Raw genomic sequence first — 18,666 nt, 5'->3', positions numbered from 1 at the left:
ACAATCCAGGGTGGCGAAACGACTTTTGTTGAAAAATCAATCATTTGTCGACCACGCATAACAGGTTGTTGCCTGCCTGCAATCGCCACCGAGCGGCGGTCGAAACACTCACAGCCAGTTGATCCGTTTCAGGATGTACAATGTGGCGACCGATGTAACGATCACAAAGCCGACGATGATCACGAATGCCCAGGTCTCGTTGACACCGGGTATGCCGCCGACATTCATGCCGAACAGTCCCGCGACCACGCTGGGTGGCAACAACAGCGCGGCGAGGGCGGCGAGGCGGTTGGAATTGCGGGCGATGCGCTCTGAGATGACGGTGGAAAGGTCGTCATGCAAAATGCCGGTGCGATCGCGAATGGCATCGAGATACTCGATGAAGCGCATCAACTTATCGATCACTTCGCGGAAGCGCAGCTTGTCGCGCTCCCTGAGCCAAGGCGCATCGTCGTGTTCGATGCGGTTGAGCGCGTCGCGCTGCGGCGCGAGATAGCGGCGCAGTTGCACCGATCGCCTGCGAAGCTGTTTCAACCGCTCGCGCACTTCGCTGGCTTCTCCGTGGAAGATCAGATCGTCGAGATCATCGACTTCCTCGTCCATGGCATCGAGCACCGGCTCCAGATCGCGCACCAGCTTGTCGCTCACCAGCGCCAGCAATTCCCCCGTCTGCTTCGGTCCCTTTCCTTTCTCAAGCGCCAGGCGAATATCCCTGAGGGCGGTGATGTAATGGCCGCGGTCGCGCAACGTCACAACCCGGTGCTGGTCGACCCAGATGTGAATCGGAACCAGATCTATTTCGGCGGGTGGGTTTTCCAACTCTTCCGGCGGCGCGGCGCACACCCCGCGCAGGATGATCAGCAAGCCATCGTCAATCGGCTCCACGCGTGGCCGGGAATCTTCCGCCAGCAGGGCTTCTGCGACAAGCGGATCAAAGCCGCCCCTTGTCGTCACCCAATCGGCCGTCGCCGGGTGGTTACGCTCGAAATGCAGCCAGACGATCCCGTCCTCCGGCTTCCATTCGCACATCATCGCCGTATTGAGCGTCTTGCAGCCGCCATGTCCGTCAAACAACAGCGCGAATCGCAGACCGGGTTCGTCGCCATAGCTTACGGACGTCTTCATCTGTTGCTGCATGCTGAAATGGCTCCGAAAAAGGCGTCGAATGGTCCCGGAAACGGGTGGGTGACCCTACGGCATGATCCTATCAGCAAATACTTCCGGGGCGAAGGGTCTTGCCCGCCTGCAATTCTGCGCTTATCACAAAAGTCCCAATCCAAAAGCGACAGTGCGATGCGGCGTTACCTCCCAGATACATTCACCATTCTTCTTGTGCTGACCGTGGTGCTGGCCAGCATCCTGCCAGCACAGGGCGTTTTTGCCGGCTATTTCGCTGTTGCAACCAACATTGCCATCGGCCTGCTGTTCTTCCTGCATGGCGCGCGCCTGTCGCGCGATGTGGTGATCGCCGGCATCCTGCACTGGCGGCTGCATCTGGTCATTCTGCTGACGACCTTCGCGGTGTTTCCGGTGCTGGGCGTGGCGCTCGGCTTCATTCCGCATTCGATTCTGCCGCAGCCGCTTTATCTCGGCATTCTTTTCCTCTGCGTGCTTCCGTCGACGGTACAGTCCTCCATCGCCTTCACCTCGATGGCCGGGGGCAATGTGCCGGCTGCGATCTGCGCGGCCTCCGCGTCCAATATCTTCGGCATGTTCCTGACGCCGCTGCTGGTTGGCGTACTGTTCGGCGCCGGCGGGCATGGCCAGTTCTCGTGGGATGTGCTGCAGCAGATCCTTCTACAGCTGCTGGCGCCATTCATCGCCGGCCAGATTCTGCAGCCATGGATCGGCGACTGGATCCGCGCGCGTAAGAAACTGCTGATGCCGGTGGATCGCGGCTCGATCCTGATGGTCGTCTATCTCGCTTTCAGCAAGGCAGTGGTCGAAGGCATGTGGCACAAATTCTCGATCGCCGATATCGCGGTGGTTGTCGTCGTCGATATCGTGCTGCTCGCCTTCGTGCTGCTGTTTACGATGTATGGCAGCAAGCTGCTGGGCTTCAACCGCGCCGACCAGATCACCATCACCTTCTGCGGTTCCAAGAAGAGCCTGGCGAGCGGCGTGCCGATGGCCAATGTCATTTTCGCCGGCCAGAGTATTGGCGCGATCGTCCTGCCTTTGATGCTGTTTCACCAGATACAGCTGATGATCTGCGCCTATCTCGCCCAGAAATTCGCGAGCAATGCGGCAAAGCAGCAAGCAGCATTGAAGGCTGCGGAGTAGCTCCGCTGAGCCAAAATCGCCCAATCAGAAAATCTAATTGCTGACATCAGCGGATTTTGTTGGCCACCAAACCTTGGCACCGGTAGCGTTGCGGGTACTACTGTTCCCCGCTACCGGTCCTCTCGTCGTTCCGTCTCCCGACGCTTCGAGGGACCGGAGTTTTTTCAACAGAATCAATCGCTGCTGTTGAACGCTTCGCGGATTGCGCTGGCCATGCCGGTGACGGCGGGGTCGCCCTTGCGGTTGTTGACGCGCAACGTGACATTCGAATGGTCGATGACGGCAAAGCCGTCTTCAAGCGTCAGCTCGCGGCAATTGACCGGGATGGTGCTGCGCGAAATGGGTGCTACTCCAAGTCCTGCCTGGACCGCGGCCAGCAAGCCATTGCTGGTGTCACTGATATAGGCGAAGCGGTAGCCGTTTTCGAAATCCTTGAGCGTCGCCAGCGCCTGCGTCCTGCACCAGCCGACACCCGAATACATGGCGACCGGCAGGGGCGTGCGAAGATGCGTCTCGTGCAGATCGGACGTCACCCAGACGGTGGGATCAGTGCGCAAGATCTCGCCTGTCGTGTAGTCGCCTTGTTCATAGGCAACCGCGAGATCGAGCTTGCCGGCATTCAGGGCGTCGATATTGGCGGCCGAGCGGCCGAAATTGGCAATGATCTCGACGCCGGGATGCAACTGGTCGAAATTCCGCAAGGCCCTAGGCAGAACCGACGAGCCGAACTCTTCCGGAAGCCCGACCCGCACGACGCCGCTCAGGCTTGGCTGGCGCATGCTGGCCGCGGTCTCGTCCAGTAGCATGACGACGCGGCGCGCCTTCAGCAGCAATGTGTTGCCTTGCTTGGTCAGTGTGACGCCGCGCGAGCCACGGTCGAACAGCGCACTGCCGATGCCGTCCTCCAGCTTCTTGATTTGCATACTGACGGCCGATTGCGTGCGGCCGACCATATCGGCGGCCTTGGTAAAATTGTTGGTTTCGGCAACCGCGATGAAGGTGCGCAGAAGATCACTTTCCAGATAAGTCATCATCGCTCCAGTCATTCGAAATTCGCATGGCAGGCATTAAAACAATTCGTTTCACTTATGTCAATGCGATGGATAATGTGAGGTCAATAAGAAATTTAGAGTTCGAGGAAGCACACATCATGTGGAAGACACTGCGTGGATATGGAATGAAGTCTGGTCTGATGAACAATGCCGGCCTGCGCGATCTGGCCCGCAAGAACGACGGTCATCTGTTCGATGATATCGGCCTGAGCCGCGACGCCTTCGTCAATTCAACCGAAGAGCAGATGCGCAACCGCTACTGGTGGTACCAGTAAGCTAAAGCATGTTGCGCAAAAGTGTGCAGCGGTTTTGCGTTTAAAACATGCGTCAAAACAAAGAGCTAAAGTGCGATAGCGAATCCGACGGATCGCGACGCGCTTTAGTATCGCGTTCATTCGCATGCCCATATAATTTGACAGGAAAGCCCGGGAACGACAGCGTTCCCGGGCTTTCTGATTTCGAACTCGATTCAATCGATCAGGCCTGAACGCCGGCAGCTTTCTGATAGGCGGCGATGAGATTGTCGATCTGGTAGGGCCATGCGAGTTTCGTCGCCACCCTGGCACGGCCGACTTCGCCCATCCGCGCACGGACCTCCGGCTTTTCCAGCAACTCGATGATCTTCTCGGCAAAATCGACCGGATCGTTGGCTTTCGCATAGAGCGATGCTGTCTCGGCGCTGCGGCGTCCCTCCGTCACGTCGAACTGCACGATCGGCTTTCCGAGTGCCATATATTCGATGATCTTGTTCATCGTCGACTTGTCGTTCATCGGATTGACGCGATCAGGATTGACGCAGACATCCGAGGTCGACAGCGCCTCGAGCAGATCGTGGTCGGATACGCGTCCGGTGAACGTGATGTAGTCGGCCAGGTTCAACCGTTCGACTTCGGCAATCAGGCTCTTGACACTCGGGCCGCCGCCGACCAGCACGAACTGGATATCGTGGCGATCGAGCTTATGGACGATGTGGCTGACGGACTGGATCAGCAGATCGACGCCCTCCTGGGCGCCCATCACCCCGACATAGCCGACGACGTGCCGGCGGCCGTTGCGAAGCTTCGGATTTGGCTCCACGGCCACGAAGCGCGACAGGTCCGGGCCGCTGCGCACCACGAAGATGTCATCGGCGCGCTTGCCGCCACGCGTCTCGGCGATCTCGCGATAGCTCTCGTTGGTGGAGATCACCACACGCGCCGACTTGAAGGTCAACCATTCGAGCGCCCGCATCATCTGCCAGAGAAGGCCACGCTTTTCGTACTTGGCCTCATAGAGTTCCGGGTTGATGTCGTGATGATCGAAGATGAACGCCTTGCCGAACAGCTTGAACTGCCATGCCACCAGGAAAATCAGGTCAGGCGGATTGCAGCCGTGCACGGTATCGAAACCGTGCTTGAACAGGATTTTCCAGGCAAGCACCGTCTCCCAGAACAGCGCCGCACCATATTCCGCCACATAGCCCATAAGGCCACTGGCATCCAGCGGCAGCGGATGCCGGTAGACGTGGATATCCTCGATGCACTCGTAGCGCTCCTGGAAACCCTTGCCGGTCGGGCAGATCACGCAGACCTGCGCGCCGGCATCCCTGAGGGTTCGTGCTTCCTGCCAAACGCGCCGATCGAAGGGGACCGGCAAATTCTCGACGATTATCAATACCTTGCGGTTTGCCAGCGGCAAAGCGGAGATGTCCTCCGCGCCAAGTTCAAGGACTGCCATAACTATCTCTTTCGCGGTTAAATTGTCCCAACCGTTTTCTGCTTGTCAGAGGCGGCATCCTCCAATGCCGGCTATGACAGGGTATGCGTATGAACCACCTTCGACGGCTTCAGCGTCACGTTCGACAGGCTGCCATTCGTGTCGATCACCAGATCGAAGTCCTGGGTTTCCGCTTGCGCCCGATCAACCATGACATCGGAGATCGATGGCAGGTGCGAGAAGGCGTAGCCCATGTTCTGGCCGAGCAACTGCGTCGGCTTGACCGCCGGATCGTAGATGCTGAGCTTGTAGCCGGATGTGATAAGCCGCTGCGCAAGGTTGAGCTGCGGGCTTTCGCGGAGATCGTCGCTTTCCGCCTTGAAGGCCAGGCCCAGCATTAGGATGCGTGCGTCTGCGGCGATGTCACGCGTCACATAGTCGAACAAAAAGCGCTTATGCGCTTCGTTCGAGCGAAGCAGCGAATCGACCAGATGGTTGAAAGCGCCAACCTCTTCGGAGATGTGGGCGAGCGCGCGCACATCCTTCGGCAGGCACGAACCGCCAAAGGCGCCGCCCGGGCGCATGTAATAGGGCGATATGTTCAGCTTGCGGTCCGAGACGAAGATCTCGTGCACCTTCTTGGCGCTGATGCCGAGCTGAACGCAGACGCGGCCAATCTCGTTTGCGAACGACACTTTGACGGCATGCCACGTATTGTCGACGAATTTGGTAAATTCCGCCTCACGATATCCCGTGACGAAAGTCGGGGCGGCAATATTGCCGTAGAGCGCAGTCATCGTCTCCGATGGTGTGCCGTCCTGGGTGCCGATAACGATCTTGGGAGGGTTGAAGTAGTCGTTGATGGCGACCGACTCCCGCAGGAACTCCGGATTGTAGACGATCTCGACGGCTTGGTTGAGCTTGTCTTTGAGATGCGCCCTGAAAATCGGAGCGATCAGATTATCGACCGAACCGGGCCGAATGGTGCTGCGGTAAACGACGGTCAACGGCTTTGGTCTATCGACGGAGACCGCGATGGCGATCTGGCGCGATACCTCGGCGATGTAGGTCATGTTGTGGGAGCCGTCAGCAGCGCTCGGGGTTCCCACGCAGACGATCGCAAGATCACAATCGGCGAGTACGCTGCCAATCTGCGTGACGACCGTCAGTCGGCCTTCGGCCAGGCCAGTTGCCAAAAGTTCGTCCAGTCCAGGCTCATAAATCGGTGAGTGACCAGACAGGATCATCTTCACTTTATCTTCATGTGGCTCGACGCCGACGATGGAATGGCCTTCCTTGAGGAGGCAGCCGGCACCCGTCAGCCCAACATAGCCGAGACCAAAAATGGCAATCTTCATTCGCGAACTCCTGAGTGCAACAATGGAAGGCTATGGCATTTTTTGCTGCACCGCAACCTAAATATTGCCCGAAATCGACCTCAAACCACTGGTCCAAAGCATGCCAAGAATAGGATAAAATACCTACAAACAAATATAGCTGGGGGGTTCCTGCGGCCTTTCCCTGTGCTCGCCGGTCGCTTGAAATATATCCTGGAGGGCGCATACATCCACATTCGCTCGGCGATAATCAATGGATCTCGTTGCTTGACCTTATAGAATACGTTCCATGGAAAATTGCGAACTTTTTTTGGGGGCATATGAATAAAGACGGCCGTCGCGATCTGGCCCTCGATATTATTGAGCAAGTGCGAAGGCGAAGTGCTCTATTAAAAGTTTAGCAAGTCAATCGAGCTTCTTGAACTTTTTGCACACGGTGTCAACGCTGCGTCTTGCCTTCTGCGTCACAGCGCCAAACTTTCGTCAAGACTTGTTGCACAAGCTTATTGCTGAAATTGCTATGTATTCATCAAGAAGCAAAGCGTCAACAAACGTCACTCCACCAATTTTCCATTTAGAGTTACTTTAGAATATTCGAATTTAGTCATGCTTGGCGTCATTTTCGGGCGCCCCCATAAGAACCGGCAACGAGTCAGAATTTCGACCTCGCCCAGCCTCTGGTGTCACTTTGAGGGATGATGACCACACTTGCCGTCACTGCAACTGCGATCCACCACGAACATCTGCGGCCAATATTCCACGACCGCAATCGTCAGCTCACGCCACTTCAACCAAACGTTCCGCCGTCTGCAGATCGACGCTGACCAACTGGCTGACGCCCTGTTCGGCCATGGTGACGCCGTAGAGGCGGTTCATGCGGGCCATGGTGATGGGGTTGTGGGTGATGATCAGGAAGCGGGTGGCAGTGGTCGCGGCCATCTCGTCCATCAGGTTGCAGTAGCGCTCGACATTGTGGTCGTCGAGCGGTGCGTCGACTTCGTCGAGCACGCAGATCGGCGCCGGATTGGTCAGAAACACCGCGAAAATCAAGGCCATGGCCGTCAGCGCCTGCTCGCCGCCGGACAGCAGCGTCATTGTCTGCGGCTTCTTGCCGGGCGGCCGGGCGAGGATTTCAAGGCCGGCTTCCAGCGGGTCGTCGCTCTCCACCAGCTGCAGTTCCGCCTCGCCGCCGTTGAAGAGATGGGTAAACAGCCGCTTGAACTGCACGTTGACCGCATCGAAGGCGGTCATAAGGCGTTCGCGGCCCTCACGGTTGAGATTTTGGATTGCGGTGCGCAACTTGCGGATGGCGTCGATCACGTCGTCACGCTCGGTCACCAGCGTGTCGAGCTTTTCGGTGAGTTCCGTCTGTTCTTCCTCGGCCCGCAGGTTGACGGCGCCGAGTCGTTCGCGCTCCATCTTCAGCCGCTCGAGCTCGATTTCGGTGACACGCGTTTCCGGCAATGCTTCGTCCGGACGCAATCCCGTCAGCCGCATCACTTCATGCGGTTCGCATGATAGCGTCTCACGAATGCGCGCTTCGGCGGCGACGCGCCACTCGCGCGACGACAGCAGGCGCTCCTCTGAGCGGCCGCGCTTTTCGCGTGCCTCGGCGAGACCCGTCAGAGCTTGTGCTGCGGCCCGATCGGCCTCGCGTTCGAGGTTTTCTTGCGCGGCCAACCGGTCGGCGGCATCCTTGCGGGCGGCCTCGGCCTTGGTGATTTCGTTGAGCAGACCACGGCGCTTGTCCTCGAATTCTTCGGGGGCGGCGAGCAGGTCTTCCAGCTCGATTCGCGCTTCCTCCTCGCGGGAGGCCAGCGTTTCGATCTGGCGGCCGGCGGAGTGCTCGCGGTCCTTCCACACCTGCCGTTCGGCTGCGATCGCGGTGATCCGCCGGCGCCGCGCATCGTTCTCTCGGGCTTCGGAATCGTGGTTGGCGCGTGCCTCGGCAAGCCCCGCGCGGCGCTGGGCGACGAGCAGGCCCTGTTCGCGAAGCGTGCTGTCAAGAAGCGAGAGGTCGGGTGCATCGGCGAGCGTGATGCGTGCATCCTCCTCGGCAATCGCCATCTCTTCCAACTGGCCAGCGTAACCCGAAATCTGGCTTTCAGCGGCGTCCTTCTGGCGCAACAACTCGCCGCTGGCGCGTTCGGCCTGAAGAAGGGCCTCGCGGGCTTCGGTCAGCTTGCGTGCCAGCAGGCGTTCCATGTCGCGGTTGCTCTGCAGGCGGGCCTCGTCGCGGCGAACGGCATCGACTGCCTCGCCATGACGCGTTTCGCAATCTTCGACCTGGATTTCCGCCTCTTCCTTCTCGGCCTCAAGTGCGGCGAGCCGGTTCTTTTGCTGGAGACGGAGGGCGGCGGCACTAGGCGCGCCAGCCTTGGCGGTATGGCCATCCCAGCGCCATACCATGCCTTCGCGGCTCACCAGCCGCTGCCCTGGCTTGAGCTCAAGCCGCAGGTGGTTGCCCGCACTTTCCTCGACAAGGGCTATCTGCCGCAGGCCGCGTTGCAGTTCCTTGGGCGCACGAACAAAGTCGCTGAGCGGTCTGGTGCTCGCAGGCAAAGCGAGATCGTTGGAGGCGTCGCCCGGCATCGACCAGTAGGAGGGTGCAGCATCGTCTAGCGCCGAATCGAGATCGTCGCCCAGCACGGCCCCAAGCGCCGTCTCCAGCCCGTCATCGGCAGAAATCATCTCGGAGACCGGCGTCTGCGCCTGCGTGCCACCGGCGGCCAGCATCTTTGCGATCGTCCGCGCTTCGGTATCCAGCATCTGCAATCGCGCGCGCGCGGCATCCAGAGGCTTGCGCGCATCGGCCTCGGCATTGCGCGCGGTGGTCAACGCGCGCTCCGAGGCCGCAACGGCGGTGACGCCATCCTCGTGGGCGATTTCGGCCGCCTCGAGTTCCTCGCGCTTGGCGTCCGGATCGGGCAGGGCAGCAAGCTTGCCTTCGACCGCAGCGAGATCGTTGCGTGCCTCGCCGATCTGTCGCTCGATGCGCTGGCGGCGCTGGGCGAGGTCGGCGAGAAAACGCTCGGTCTGCTGACGGCCGGCAGCGGCTTCAGCACGTTCCGAAGTCAGCACCTGCATCCGCGCCTCGGCCTCAGCGACTTCAGCGGTTGCAGATTGCAAGAACTCCGACAGCTCGGCAGCTCGTTCGGCGGAGCTTTCCAGGGTTTCCTTGAGATCAAGCTCCTCGTCGTCCAGCCGTGCGAGGATCTGGCTGTTACCGGCGATCATCTGCCGCTCGCGCTCGATATCGGCGGCCAGCTGGGTAATCCGGCGCTCAAGTTCATGCCGCCGCACGTCCAGCCGGCGGGCATCTTCCTCGAGTTGGGTGCGGGCGATCGTCAGCCGTTGCAGGGCTGCGGCGGCGCGTGCCTCGACGTCGCGTAGTTCTGGCAATCGCAGGCCCTCGATGGCCTGCTGCTTGGCAGCTTCCATCTGCGCCTGCGCGCGCTCGGCAACGAGATTGGTCGCCTGGTTCAGGGAGCTTTCGGCCTCGCCCTCGGCGGACTTTGCCTCCGACCAGCGGATGTGCAGCAGCTTGGCTTCCTCGGCGCGGATCGCGGCGGATAGCTGTTTGAACCGATTGGCTTGGCGCGCCTGGCGCTTCAGGCTCTCGATCTGGGTGGAAAGGGTCGTCGTGACGTCTTCGAGCCGTTCGAGATTGGTCTCTGCGGCGCGAAGTCGAAGCTCGGCATCGTGCCGGCGCGAATGCAGGCCGGAAATCCCGGCGGCTTCTTCGAGCAATTGCCGCCGCGCCTGTGGCTTGGCCTGGATCAGTTCACCGATCCGGCCCTGGCCAACCATGGCCGGCGAGCGGGCGCCTGTCGAGGCGTCGGCGAAAAGCAACTGCACATCGCGGGCGCGGGCCTCCTTGCCGTTGATGCGGTAAACGGAGCCCTGTTCGCGTTCGATGCGGCGGGTGACCTGCAACTCGTCGGCATCGTTGAAGGCAGCCGGCGCGGTGCGGTCGGAATTGTCGATGAACAAGCCGACCTCGGCCGAGTTGCGGGCAGGGCGCTGGCCGGAACCGGAGAAGATCACGTCGTCCATGCCAGAGGCGCGCATGTTCTTGTAGGAGTTCTCGCCCATCACCCAGCGCAGCGATTCCGTCAGGTTGGATTTGCCGCAGCCGTTCGGGCCGACGACGCCGGTCAGGCCGGGCTCGATGAGGAATTCCGACGGCTCCACGAAGGACTTGAAGCCGGTAATGCGCAGTTTGGTGAATCTCATGCGGCGCGCCCCGGCTCACGCACTCCGCAAACAAAAACAGGCGGCAGCCGATGGCCACCGCCCGTCCGAACGAGGGTTCTGATGTTACTCAGCGGCGTCGATGATGGCCGACATTTCCTCAACGCTCATTTCCCCGGCATAGCGATTGCCATTGATAAAGAAGGTCGGGGTGGAATCCACGCCATAGTCCTTGGAAGCCTTGTCCCGCACGCTATTCACATCATCCAGAAGCTTCTGGTTCGTCAAGCAGGCTTCGAAGCTCTCCTGTGTAAAACCGGCAAGTTTGGCCATCTGCAACAAGGCTGCACGGCCGTCTTCGGCGGTCGCCCAGGTCATCTGGCTCTTGAAGAGAGCGGAGACCATCGGGAAATACTGTTCCTTCGGTGCGCAGCGTGCCAGCATGATGGCCGCGGCAGCACGTGCATCGAGCGGGAATTCGCGCAGGATGAACTTCACCTTGCCGGTTTCGACATACTTCGCCTTGATGGATTCGAAGATGTCATTGTGGAAGCGGGCGCAATGCGGGCAGGTCATCGACATATATTCGACGATCGTGACCTTGGCATCGTCCTTGCCGATCGACACATCCGGCAGCGCGCCGGGTTCCAGCAGCTTTTCAATATCGACCTTCCCCTCAGGCGTCGGGACCTTGACGTCCGGCGTGGTTGCAGCCGTCTTGATCGGATCGACGGCCTGCATGGTGGAGGACTTGGCCATCTCGGAGGTGGTCGCCTGGGTCTTGCTGGCTTCCTTGTCCGTACCGTCGCTGCAGGCTGAAAGGGCAGCGCCCAGCCCGGCAATGGCAACAGCGGCGAGAAGGCGAATGGAAATGGTCGTCAGGGGGATCGGCATGGTTGCTCCTGGCAATTCGGATCTGCAATCGGGATATACTGTGGCAAATCTGGCCGCAAGCCCCCGGTCGGCGCATCTGTTCAAAGGCCCATCTGTTCAAGCAATTGTGACTGGCAAATGGCGGGGTCGCACCAACTTGTGAACGGATTACCGATTATTCACTTGCGTTTGCTGCCGATCACCGCCCGCCCCAGCTTGTCGAGCGCCGCCTTGAGACCCTCGTTCTCGATTTCGCTTGTGATCGTGGCCAACCGGGCATTTTCGGACGCCGAGAGAGCGCGCGGCTTGCGACGGAGCTTGTGAAGCGGCGTCACGGGCTTCTGGACGATGCGGATCTGGCGGATCGCCGGATAGCCGAAGAAGCCGTTGATCCGCTGGATCAACTCACCTTGAGCATGGGTGAGGAAAAGCGCGCGAGCCCCTTCGCAGGCAATGGTCAGCATGCCGGGTTCGACGCCGCCGCTCTCGCCGGTCATCTCTGAATTGCGGCGCGGCCAGGTGATTTTCTCCGGCCGTGTGCAATCTGCAAAATCAGCACCGGCAATCTCATCCCACGAGCCGATCAGCGCGGTGTTGATACCGGCCTTGCGCGCCAGCACCGGATCGATCAGCCGATTGGCAACCTCGGCGATCTGAAACGCGCCTTTTCGTTGAAATGTGGACATCAGGCTTCCGGCGAGCGGTGAAGATTGTTAGTCCTTGAATCATAGCCCTGATCCGTCCTACCAGCAATGGATGACGTTCATTCAATCAGACGCCTGTTTTGCGGCGCCCCCTCATCCGACCCTTCGGGCCACCTTCTCCCCGCTGGGGAGAAGAGGAAGAGCGTGCCCGCCGTCCATGTTCAACTTGGCGCTCAAAACGATTGGGTCGTTGCTTTTTCGAGAGGCGGCTCAGCAAGCCTCCTCTTCTCCCCAGCGGGGAGAAGGTGGCCCGAAGGGTCGGATGAGGGGGCCTTATCTCGGTGCCTGACGTTCTTCACCCGAAATCCGCCGATCTCCTCGCATGGTACGACCGCCACCACCGCGATCTGCCCTGGCGCGTCAGCCCCGCTGCTCATGCGCGCGGAAAGCGCCCCGACCCCTATCACATCTGGATGTCGGAGGTGATGCTGCAGCAGACCACCGTGCAGGCGGTGAAGGCTTATTTCGAGAAGTTCCTAAACCTCTGGCCGACAGTTGGCAACCTTGCCGCAGCCGACACCGAGGATGTCATGAAAGCCTGGGCAGGACTCGGATACTATGCCCGCGCCCGCAATCTGAAGAAATGCGCCGAGGCCGTCGTTGCAGAGCATGGTGGCGTGTTCCCAAGCACGCTCGAAGGGCTGCAGAGTCTGCCGGGCATTGGTGACTATACATCTGCCGCCATATCCGCGATTGCCTTCGATATCCGTGCATTGGTGATGGACGGCAATGTCGAGCGCGTCGTCTCGCGGCTATTTGCCGTGAAGGAAGCACTGCCCGGCGCCAAACCCATCCTCAAGGCGCATCTGGAAACGATGACGCCTGAGGCGCGGCCCGGCGATTTTGCCCAGGCGATGATGGATCTCGGCGCGACGATCTGCACGCCACGCCGGCCGACCTGTTCGCTCTGTCCCTGGCGCGAGAATTGTCTCGCGCTTCACACGGATGATCCGGAGAATTTCCCGGTCAAAGCCGCCAAGAAGGAAAAGCCGGTCAGGGTTGGGGCGGCCTTTGTCGCGATCGACCGGCACGAGCGCGTGCTGCTGAGAAAGCGCATCGACAGCGGCCTGCTTGGTGGCATGACCGAAGTGCCGACCACGGGCTGGACAGCAAGCCGCGACGGCGAGACTGGTCGCGACGCCGCCCCCTTTGTCGCCGACTGGAAGCCAGCGGGGACGATCACGCATGTGTTCACGCATTTCGAGTTGAGGCTGACGATCTATCGGGCGGAGGTTCAAGCCGGTAGCCACACGAACAGCACTAATGACTGGTGGGAGCCGGTTGCAAATCTTGATGGTGAGGCCTTGCCGACTGTCATGAAAAAAGCAATTGCCGCCGCTATTCCACACGCATTCTTGAAAGCCAGAAGGAAGTAACATGCCCGTTGAAATCCGCCATATCGTCTTCGATATCGGCAAGGTTCTCATTCATTACGATCCCGATCTTCCCTACGCCAAATTGATTCCGGACGCCGACGAGCGCAAATGGTTCTTCGAAAATGTCTGCACCCACGACTGGAATGTCGAGCAGGACCGTGGTCGCACGTGGCTCGAAGCTGAAGCTTTGCTGTTGGAAAAATTCCCGGAAAAGGAAGAGCATATCCGCGCCTTTCGCAAGTACTGGCATGAAATGGTGCCTTACGCACACGAGCGCAGCGTAGCCCATCTCGAGCGCTTCATCGCCGAGGGTCGCGATGTGACCTTGCTCACCAATTTCGCCGACGACACATTCGACCAAGCCTGCGAGATCTTCCCATTTCTCAAGAAGCCGCGCGGCGTCACTGTCTCGGCACGCGTCAGGCTGATCAAGCCGGACCCGGCGATCTACGATACCCATACGAAGACATTCCATCTCGACCCCAGCCACACGCTTTTCATCGACGACGCCTTTGCTAATATAGAGGCAGCGCGGGCCTATGGCTGGAACGCGATTCACTACACCGGCGCCGATGCGCTTGATGCCGAACTCAAGACCTATGGACTAGCATGATGACTGAAACCTTCGACCCCGCAGCACACTTGGCAATCTTCCACAACGCCATCAATACGCTCGATTATGACACGATCGCGCGCTACTTCGCCGATGATGCGATCTATGTCTCCGGCGGCGTTGGTGGCCGGATCGATGGACGCGATGCGATCATGGTGGCATTTCGCAAGTATTTCGACGCCTATCCCAACCAGGTCGCCGAAGACACGTTGGTGGAGGCGCTTGCCCCGCGCGTGGCCCGCTCCGTTTGGAAACTCAATGCCATCAACAGCCAGACCGGCGAAAGGCTCATCCGCACCGGCGAGGAAACGCTGACCTTCGATGAGGAAGGCCACATTTCGCGGATTGACGTGACGGATTATTGATCGGCTTACGAGATTGGGATGGGCACAAGTCGACCCTACTCTTGATCGCTTTCAAATAGTTGTCCTGCATAGAGAATACGCAGGACAACGACTTCGCTGTCTTCCACGATGAATGCCACGCTGACGCGGCGTTCGCAGCCTACAATCCGTAGGCCCTCTCGAATATGGTTCCGTACCGTGCCGCGCTCGGGAAAAGTTTCAAACTCGGCTAGGAATGTCCGGACGCGCGCCGTGTAGTCACGCGCGATTGTAGGGGATGCCGATTTGCGGCGAACATAGCGATAGATATTTACGAGATCCAGTTCGGCTTCAGTCGTGAGGCGAACATCATATCGCTTCATCTCAAGACTGTTCTCTATCAATCTCGTCCATACGAGCTTCCAGCCGCTTCCAAGCGTCGTCCAGCGATGTTGTACGTGTAGGATCGGCTTTATAGGCGTCGTAGGAGGCTGTCACTTCTGTGCTTAACCAACGGTCAACCGCATTTTCCCGTTCTTGCAAGGCGCGCAGACCCTCGCGGATAACCTCGCTCTCGGACGCGTAGTCACCACTTGCCACCCGCTTTTTCACGAGATTGGCCATTTCCAAGGGAAGCGTGATACTCATCTGCTGTGTGGAACGCATAGACGCTCTCCGATCTCCAGATATCTCATAGCACGTGATAGGATAGAATCCTACCCGGCATGCGACCGGACAATCGTAGAAGCGCCGAAACCTGAGCCGCTGGTTGAGAAATCATACTTTTGTGCGTCGCAGCATTTTATTTTAGCCATCTGTTTTCAAAGCGTTGGGAATAGGATAGCAATGTCTGTGACAGTTTTTTGAATTCCGCGCAGGGGAAGAGGGCCGGGGTGACGAAGTGGGTTTACAGTTTCGGTGGCGGCAAGGCCGATGGCCGCACCGACCTCGCTGACAAGCTGGGAGGCAAGGGCGCCAACCTCGCCGAGATGAGTTTTCTCGGCCTGCCGGTGCCGCCGGGGCTGACCGTGGTGTCGGACGCCTGCACCCATTATTACAAGCACGACAAGAGCTTTCCGGATGGACTCAAAGGTGAAGTCGTCGAGGGCCTGCAGAAGATCGAGGCGCTGACCGGCCGCAAATTCGGAGGCAAGACCAATCCGCTATTGCTGGCCGTTCGCTCCGGCGCCCGCGTCTCGATGCCAGGCATGATGGACACAGTGCTCAATCTCGGCCTTAACGACGAGACGGTGCAGGCGCTGGCTGCCGATACTGGCGACGCCCGCTTTGCCTGGGATTCCTATCGCCGCTTCATCGAAATGTATTGCGGCGTGGTCATGGGTCTCGGCCACGATATCTTTGAGGAAATTCTCGAGGACGAGAAGGCGCGGCTGGGGCGTGAGCTCGATCCGGACATGACATCCGAGGAATGGCAGGGCGTTGTCGCCCGCTACAAGGAAATGCTCGACGAAGAGGTTGGCCAATCCTTCCCCGAAGATCCGATGTTGCAGCTCTGGGGAGCGGTCGGCGCCATCTTCGCCAGCTGGATGAACCCGCGTGCCATGACCTATCGGCTGATGCACAACATTCCGTCGGACTGGGGCACTGCGGTCAATATCCAGGCGATGGTGTTCGGCAACCTTGGCAATTCTTCAGCCACCGGCGTCGCCTTCACGCGCAACCCCTCGACCGGCATCAAGGAACTCTACGGCGAGTTCCTGGTCAATGCGCAGGGCGAGGACGTGGTCGCCGGTATCCGCACGCCGCAAAGCATCACCGAGCGCGCCCGCATCGAGACAGGCTCAGACCGGCCGTCGCTGGAAAAACTGATGCCGGATGCGTTTGCCGATTTCATCGCCGTCTGCAATCGGCTCGAGGCGCATTATCGCGACATGCTCGATCTCGAATTCACCATCGAGCGCGGCAAGCTGTGGATGCTACAGGTTCGCCCCGGCAAGCGCACGGCCAAGGCAGCGATCAAGATCGCCGTCGATATGGTCGATCAGGGATTGATCACCGCGGCCGACGCGGTCGATCGCATCGATCCGTCCAGCCTCGACCAGCTGCTGCATCCGACCATCGATCCCTCGGCGCGTCGCAACGTCATCGGCACCGGCCTGCCGGCGTCCCCGGGCGCCGCATCCGGCGAGATCGTCTTCACCTCGGAAGGCGCCATCGCCGCTGACAAGGAGGGCCGCAAGGTCATCCTCGTCCGCACCGAAACCAGCCCTGAAGACATCCACGGCATGCAGGCGGCACAAGGGATCCTGACGACTCGCGGCGGCATGACCAGCCATGCTGCAGTGGTCGCGCGAGGCATGGGCCTGCCCTGCGTTTGCGGCGTCGGCTCGCTACGCGTCGACATGCGCAATCGCGAGCTTGTGGCGCAGGGCGTCAAGCTCAAGGAAGGCGACATCATCTCCATCGATGGCTCGTCCGGCCATGTGCTGAAAGGCTTCCAGCCGATGTTGCAGCCGGAGCTTTCCGGCGATTTCGAGCGCATCATGGGCTGGGCCGACCGCATCCGCCGCATGAAGGTGCGCACCAATGCCGAGACACCGTCGGATGCCCGCGCGGCCCGCGCTTTCGGCGCCGAGGGTATTGGACTTTGCCGCACGGAGCATATGTTCTTCGAGGGCGGGCGCATCAATGTCATGCGCGAGATGATCCTGGCCGAGTCGATCGAGGAACGCCGCGCCGCGCTGAACCTGCTGCTGCCGATGCAGCGTGACGATTTCGTCGAGCTTTTCGAGATCATGCACGGCCTGCCTGTCACCATCCGCCTACTCGATCCGCCGTTGCATGAATTCTTGCCCAAATCCGAAGAGGAAATCGAGGAGGTCGCCGGCCGCATCGGCATGGCCTCGGCACATCTGCGCGAACGCATCGACGCATTGCACGAATTCAACCCGATGCTCGGCCATCGCGGCTGCCGGCTGCACATCTCCCATCCGGAGATCGTCGAGATGCAGGCGCGCGCCATCTTCGAGGCGGCTGTCATCGCCGCCCGCAAGACAGGCTCGGCCGTCGTTCCCGAAATCATGGTGCCGGTGGTCGGCCTAAAAGCCGAACTCGATTACGTAAAGGCTCGCATCGACGAGGTCGCGGGCTCTGTCATCGCGGAAACCGGCATGCAGATCGACTATCTCGTCGGCACGATGATCGAACTGCCGCGCGCCGCCCTTCGCGCCCACGTGATCGCCGAGGTGGCGGAATTCTTCTCCTACGGCACCAATGACCTCACGCAGACCACCTTCGGCATGTCGCGCGACGACGCCTCGGCGTTCCTGCCGACTTATATGCAGAAGGGCATCATAGAACGCGACCCCTTCGTCAATCTCGATTTCGATGGCGTCGGTGAACTGATCAAGATCGCCGCTGAACGCGGTCGCCGTACGCGACCCGGCCTCAAACTCGGCATCTGCGGCGAACACGGCGGCGATCCCTCATCGATCGCCTTCTGCGAGGAATCCGGCCTAGATTACGTCTCCTGCTCCCCCTTCCGCGTGCCCATCGCCAAGCTGGCGGCGGCGCAGGCGACGATCAGGAACGAGAAGAAGCGGTGACCGCCAAACCGGATATTCGCCGTATCGCTCTCGGAATCTTGACGCCGATGTTCGAAGCGATTGGTTTCAGGAAACGAGAACGCGGCATCTTTACCATAGACCTGGGCGACGAATTCCTGGGCTGGATAGGATTGCCGGATGCTGTTCGAAAGGGAGAGATTGCCATCAATCCTGTCATCGGTCTTCGGCATCAGGGAGCTCAGGAGCTCATCGCACACTTCACCGATAGAAAGCTGCACTCTTACATTCCTCCGACGGTAACAACCGCGCTTGGCTTTCTCCTACCAGAGCAAAAGTGGCGCGAATGGTACTTTGACAGCTCCCATCTGACGGAAGATTATCAAGGGCTTGCGAACATCATACGCGATGTCGCCTTGCCCTTCATGCGCGAACACGCAAACCTCGCGTCGCTGAAGATGATGCTTGAGGAATACAAATACGTGAAATTCAGGATGGATCAACACGAACGATTGCCGATCATCGAATGCTTGCAAGGCGATTTCGCAGGCGCAATCGCTAGCGCTGAGCAGTACTCAGGGGAAGTAAGAGAGGGAGGCGATCAACGTTCTCATGAATATCGGACCAAATATGTACCCAAGCTGATCGAATATTGTCGCACTATTCAAGAGAGGGGCTAGGAGCGCGATCCT

The 18,666-nt window shown here is 59.6% G+C and carries 16 protein-coding genes; 7 read left to right on the top strand and 9 right to left on the bottom strand.

All coding sequences use genetic code 11. The features are described from left to right. Positions 1 to 108: 108 nt before the first annotated feature. Positions 109 to 1,125 (bottom strand): CorA family divalent cation transporter, encoded by a 1,017-nt coding sequence (locus ACXHRN_RS17565; protein ID WP_488637599.1) that lies wholly within the window; start codon positions 1,123 to 1,125, stop codon positions 109 to 111. Positions 1,126 to 1,293: 168 nt separating this feature from the next. On the opposite strand from ACXHRN_RS17565, the gene ACXHRN_RS17560 reads away from it, so the two are divergent. Further along, positions 1,294 to 2,283, top strand: a complete 990-nt coding sequence (locus tag ACXHRN_RS17560) for a bile acid:sodium symporter family protein (RefSeq protein WP_488637598.1) — start codon at positions 1,294 to 1,296, stop codon at positions 2,281 to 2,283. A 173-nt stretch (positions 2,284 to 2,456) separates the two neighbouring features. On the opposite strand, the gene ACXHRN_RS17555 is transcribed toward ACXHRN_RS17560, so the two are convergent. Next, positions 2,457 to 3,317: a LysR family transcriptional regulator gene (locus tag ACXHRN_RS17555; protein WP_488637597.1), complete on the bottom strand. Its 861-nt coding sequence runs from the start codon at positions 3,315 to 3,317 to the stop codon at positions 2,457 to 2,459. A 143-nt stretch (positions 3,318 to 3,460) separates the two neighbouring features. Here ACXHRN_RS17555 and ACXHRN_RS17550 point away from each other — a divergent pair, with 143 nt between their 5' ends. Continuing rightward, complete coding sequence (locus tag ACXHRN_RS17550) at positions 3,461 to 3,610, top strand: hypothetical protein (protein ID WP_488637596.1); 150 nt, start codon at positions 3,461 to 3,463, stop codon at positions 3,608 to 3,610. A 202-nt stretch (positions 3,611 to 3,812) separates the two neighbouring features. Here the strand turns inward: ACXHRN_RS17550 and ACXHRN_RS17545 are convergent, their stop codons facing one another. The 5 genes from ACXHRN_RS17545 to ACXHRN_RS17525 all read right to left on the bottom strand — a co-directional run bounded on the left by ACXHRN_RS17545 (position 3,813) and on the right by ACXHRN_RS17525 (position 12,120). Then, on the bottom strand, positions 3,813 to 5,051 hold the full coding sequence (locus tag ACXHRN_RS17545; protein WP_488637595.1) for a glycosyltransferase family 4 protein: 1,239 nt from the start codon (positions 5,049 to 5,051) through the stop codon (positions 3,813 to 3,815). A gap of 71 nt (positions 5,052 to 5,122) precedes the next feature. Beyond that, positions 5,123 to 6,388, bottom strand: coding sequence for a nucleotide sugar dehydrogenase (locus tag ACXHRN_RS17540; RefSeq protein ID WP_488637594.1), 1,266 nt, complete (start codon positions 6,386 to 6,388; stop codon positions 5,123 to 5,125). Positions 6,389 to 7,144: 756 nt separating this feature from the next. Beyond that, complete coding sequence (smc, locus tag ACXHRN_RS17535) at positions 7,145 to 10,603, bottom strand: chromosome segregation protein SMC (protein WP_488637593.1); 3,459 nt, start codon at positions 10,601 to 10,603, stop codon at positions 7,145 to 7,147. Between the two features lie 84 nt (positions 10,604 to 10,687). Next, positions 10,688 to 11,455 (bottom strand): DsbA family protein, encoded by a 768-nt coding sequence (locus ACXHRN_RS17530; RefSeq protein WP_488637592.1) that lies wholly within the window; start codon positions 11,453 to 11,455, stop codon positions 10,688 to 10,690. 158 nt (positions 11,456 to 11,613) lie between these two features. Further along, positions 11,614 to 12,120, bottom strand: coding sequence for a DUF721 domain-containing protein (locus ACXHRN_RS17525; RefSeq protein ID WP_488637591.1), 507 nt, complete (start codon positions 12,118 to 12,120; stop codon positions 11,614 to 11,616). A 299-nt stretch (positions 12,121 to 12,419) separates the two neighbouring features. Between ACXHRN_RS17525 and mutY the strand changes: the two genes are divergently transcribed. The 3 genes from mutY to ACXHRN_RS17510 are packed head-to-tail and all read left to right on the top strand — an operon-like array spanning position 12,420 to position 14,492. Further along, entirely contained in the window at positions 12,420 to 13,514 is a 1,095-nt protein-coding gene (gene mutY, locus ACXHRN_RS17520; protein ID WP_488637590.1) for an A/G-specific adenine glycosylase, read from the top strand. Between the two features lies 1 nt (position 13,515). Next, positions 13,516 to 14,127: an HAD family hydrolase gene (locus tag ACXHRN_RS17515; protein WP_488637589.1), complete on the top strand. Its 612-nt coding sequence runs from the start codon at positions 13,516 to 13,518 to the stop codon at positions 14,125 to 14,127. Next, the gene (locus ACXHRN_RS17510) at positions 14,124 to 14,492 is read left to right on the top strand and encodes a nuclear transport factor 2 family protein (protein WP_488637588.1); all 369 of its coding nucleotides are present in this window, start codon (positions 14,124 to 14,126) and stop codon (positions 14,490 to 14,492) included. The genes ACXHRN_RS17515 and ACXHRN_RS17510 overlap by 4 nt, the downstream gene beginning before the upstream one ends. Positions 14,493 to 14,527: 35 nt before the next feature. Here the strand turns inward: ACXHRN_RS17510 and ACXHRN_RS17505 are convergent, their stop codons facing one another. Then, positions 14,528 to 14,833 (bottom strand): type II toxin-antitoxin system RelE/ParE family toxin, encoded by a 306-nt coding sequence (locus ACXHRN_RS17505; protein WP_488637587.1) that lies wholly within the window; start codon positions 14,831 to 14,833, stop codon positions 14,528 to 14,530. 1 nt (position 14,834) lies between these two features. After that, positions 14,835 to 15,116: a type II toxin-antitoxin system ParD family antitoxin gene (locus ACXHRN_RS17500; RefSeq protein WP_488637586.1), complete on the bottom strand. Its 282-nt coding sequence runs from the start codon at positions 15,114 to 15,116 to the stop codon at positions 14,835 to 14,837. Positions 15,117 to 15,343: 227 nt separating this feature from the next. Here ACXHRN_RS17500 and ppdK point away from each other — a divergent pair, with 227 nt between their 5' ends. Continuing rightward, positions 15,344 to 18,016, top strand: a complete 2,673-nt coding sequence (gene ppdK, locus ACXHRN_RS17495; RefSeq protein ID WP_488637585.1) for a pyruvate, phosphate dikinase — start codon at positions 15,344 to 15,346, stop codon at positions 18,014 to 18,016. Continuing rightward, positions 18,013 to 18,654: a hypothetical protein gene (locus ACXHRN_RS17490; protein ID WP_488637584.1), complete on the top strand. Its 642-nt coding sequence runs from the start codon at positions 18,013 to 18,015 to the stop codon at positions 18,652 to 18,654. The genes ppdK and ACXHRN_RS17490 overlap by 4 nt, the downstream gene beginning before the upstream one ends. Positions 18,655 to 18,666 lie beyond the last annotated feature (12 nt).

The sequence above is a fragment of the Shinella sp. OV683 genome, assembly GCF_057787725.1.
The sequence above is the reverse complement of the archived record's forward strand: the minus strand, read 5'-3'. Positions and strand labels throughout refer to the sequence as shown.

Coding starts and splice junctions, on each gene's coding strand:
- ACXHRN_RS17530 (WP_488637592.1), bottom strand. CDS start 11,455: ATGCCGATCCCCCTGACGACCATTTCCATTCGCCTTCTCGCCGCTGTT.
- ACXHRN_RS17510 (WP_488637588.1), top strand. CDS start 14,124: ATGATGACTGAAACCTTCGACCCCGCAGCACACTTGGCAATCTTCCAC.
- ACXHRN_RS17565 (WP_488637599.1), bottom strand. CDS start 1,125: ATGAAGACGTCCGTAAGCTATGGCGACGAACCCGGTCTGCGATTCGCG.
- smc (WP_488637593.1), bottom strand. CDS start 10,603: ATGAGATTCACCAAACTGCGCATTACCGGCTTCAAGTCCTTCGTGGAG.
- ACXHRN_RS17500 (WP_488637586.1), bottom strand. CDS start 15,116: ATGCGTTCCACACAGCAGATGAGTATCACGCTTCCCTTGGAAATGGCC.
- ACXHRN_RS17525 (WP_488637591.1), bottom strand. CDS start 12,120: ATGTCCACATTTCAACGAAAAGGCGCGTTTCAGATCGCCGAGGTTGCC.
- ACXHRN_RS17555 (WP_488637597.1), bottom strand. CDS start 3,317: ATGATGACTTATCTGGAAAGTGATCTTCTGCGCACCTTCATCGCGGTT.
- ACXHRN_RS17540 (WP_488637594.1), bottom strand. CDS start 6,388: ATGAAGATTGCCATTTTTGGTCTCGGCTATGTTGGGCTGACGGGTGCC.
- ACXHRN_RS17505 (WP_488637587.1), bottom strand. CDS start 14,833: ATGAAGCGATATGATGTTCGCCTCACGACTGAAGCCGAACTGGATCTC.
- ACXHRN_RS17515 (WP_488637589.1), top strand. CDS start 13,516: ATGCCCGTTGAAATCCGCCATATCGTCTTCGATATCGGCAAGGTTCTC.
- ACXHRN_RS17550 (WP_488637596.1), top strand. CDS start 3,461: ATGAAGTCTGGTCTGATGAACAATGCCGGCCTGCGCGATCTGGCCCGC.
- ACXHRN_RS17545 (WP_488637595.1), bottom strand. CDS start 5,051: ATGGCAGTCCTTGAACTTGGCGCGGAGGACATCTCCGCTTTGCCGCTG.
- ACXHRN_RS17560 (WP_488637598.1), top strand. CDS start 1,294: ATGCGGCGTTACCTCCCAGATACATTCACCATTCTTCTTGTGCTGACC.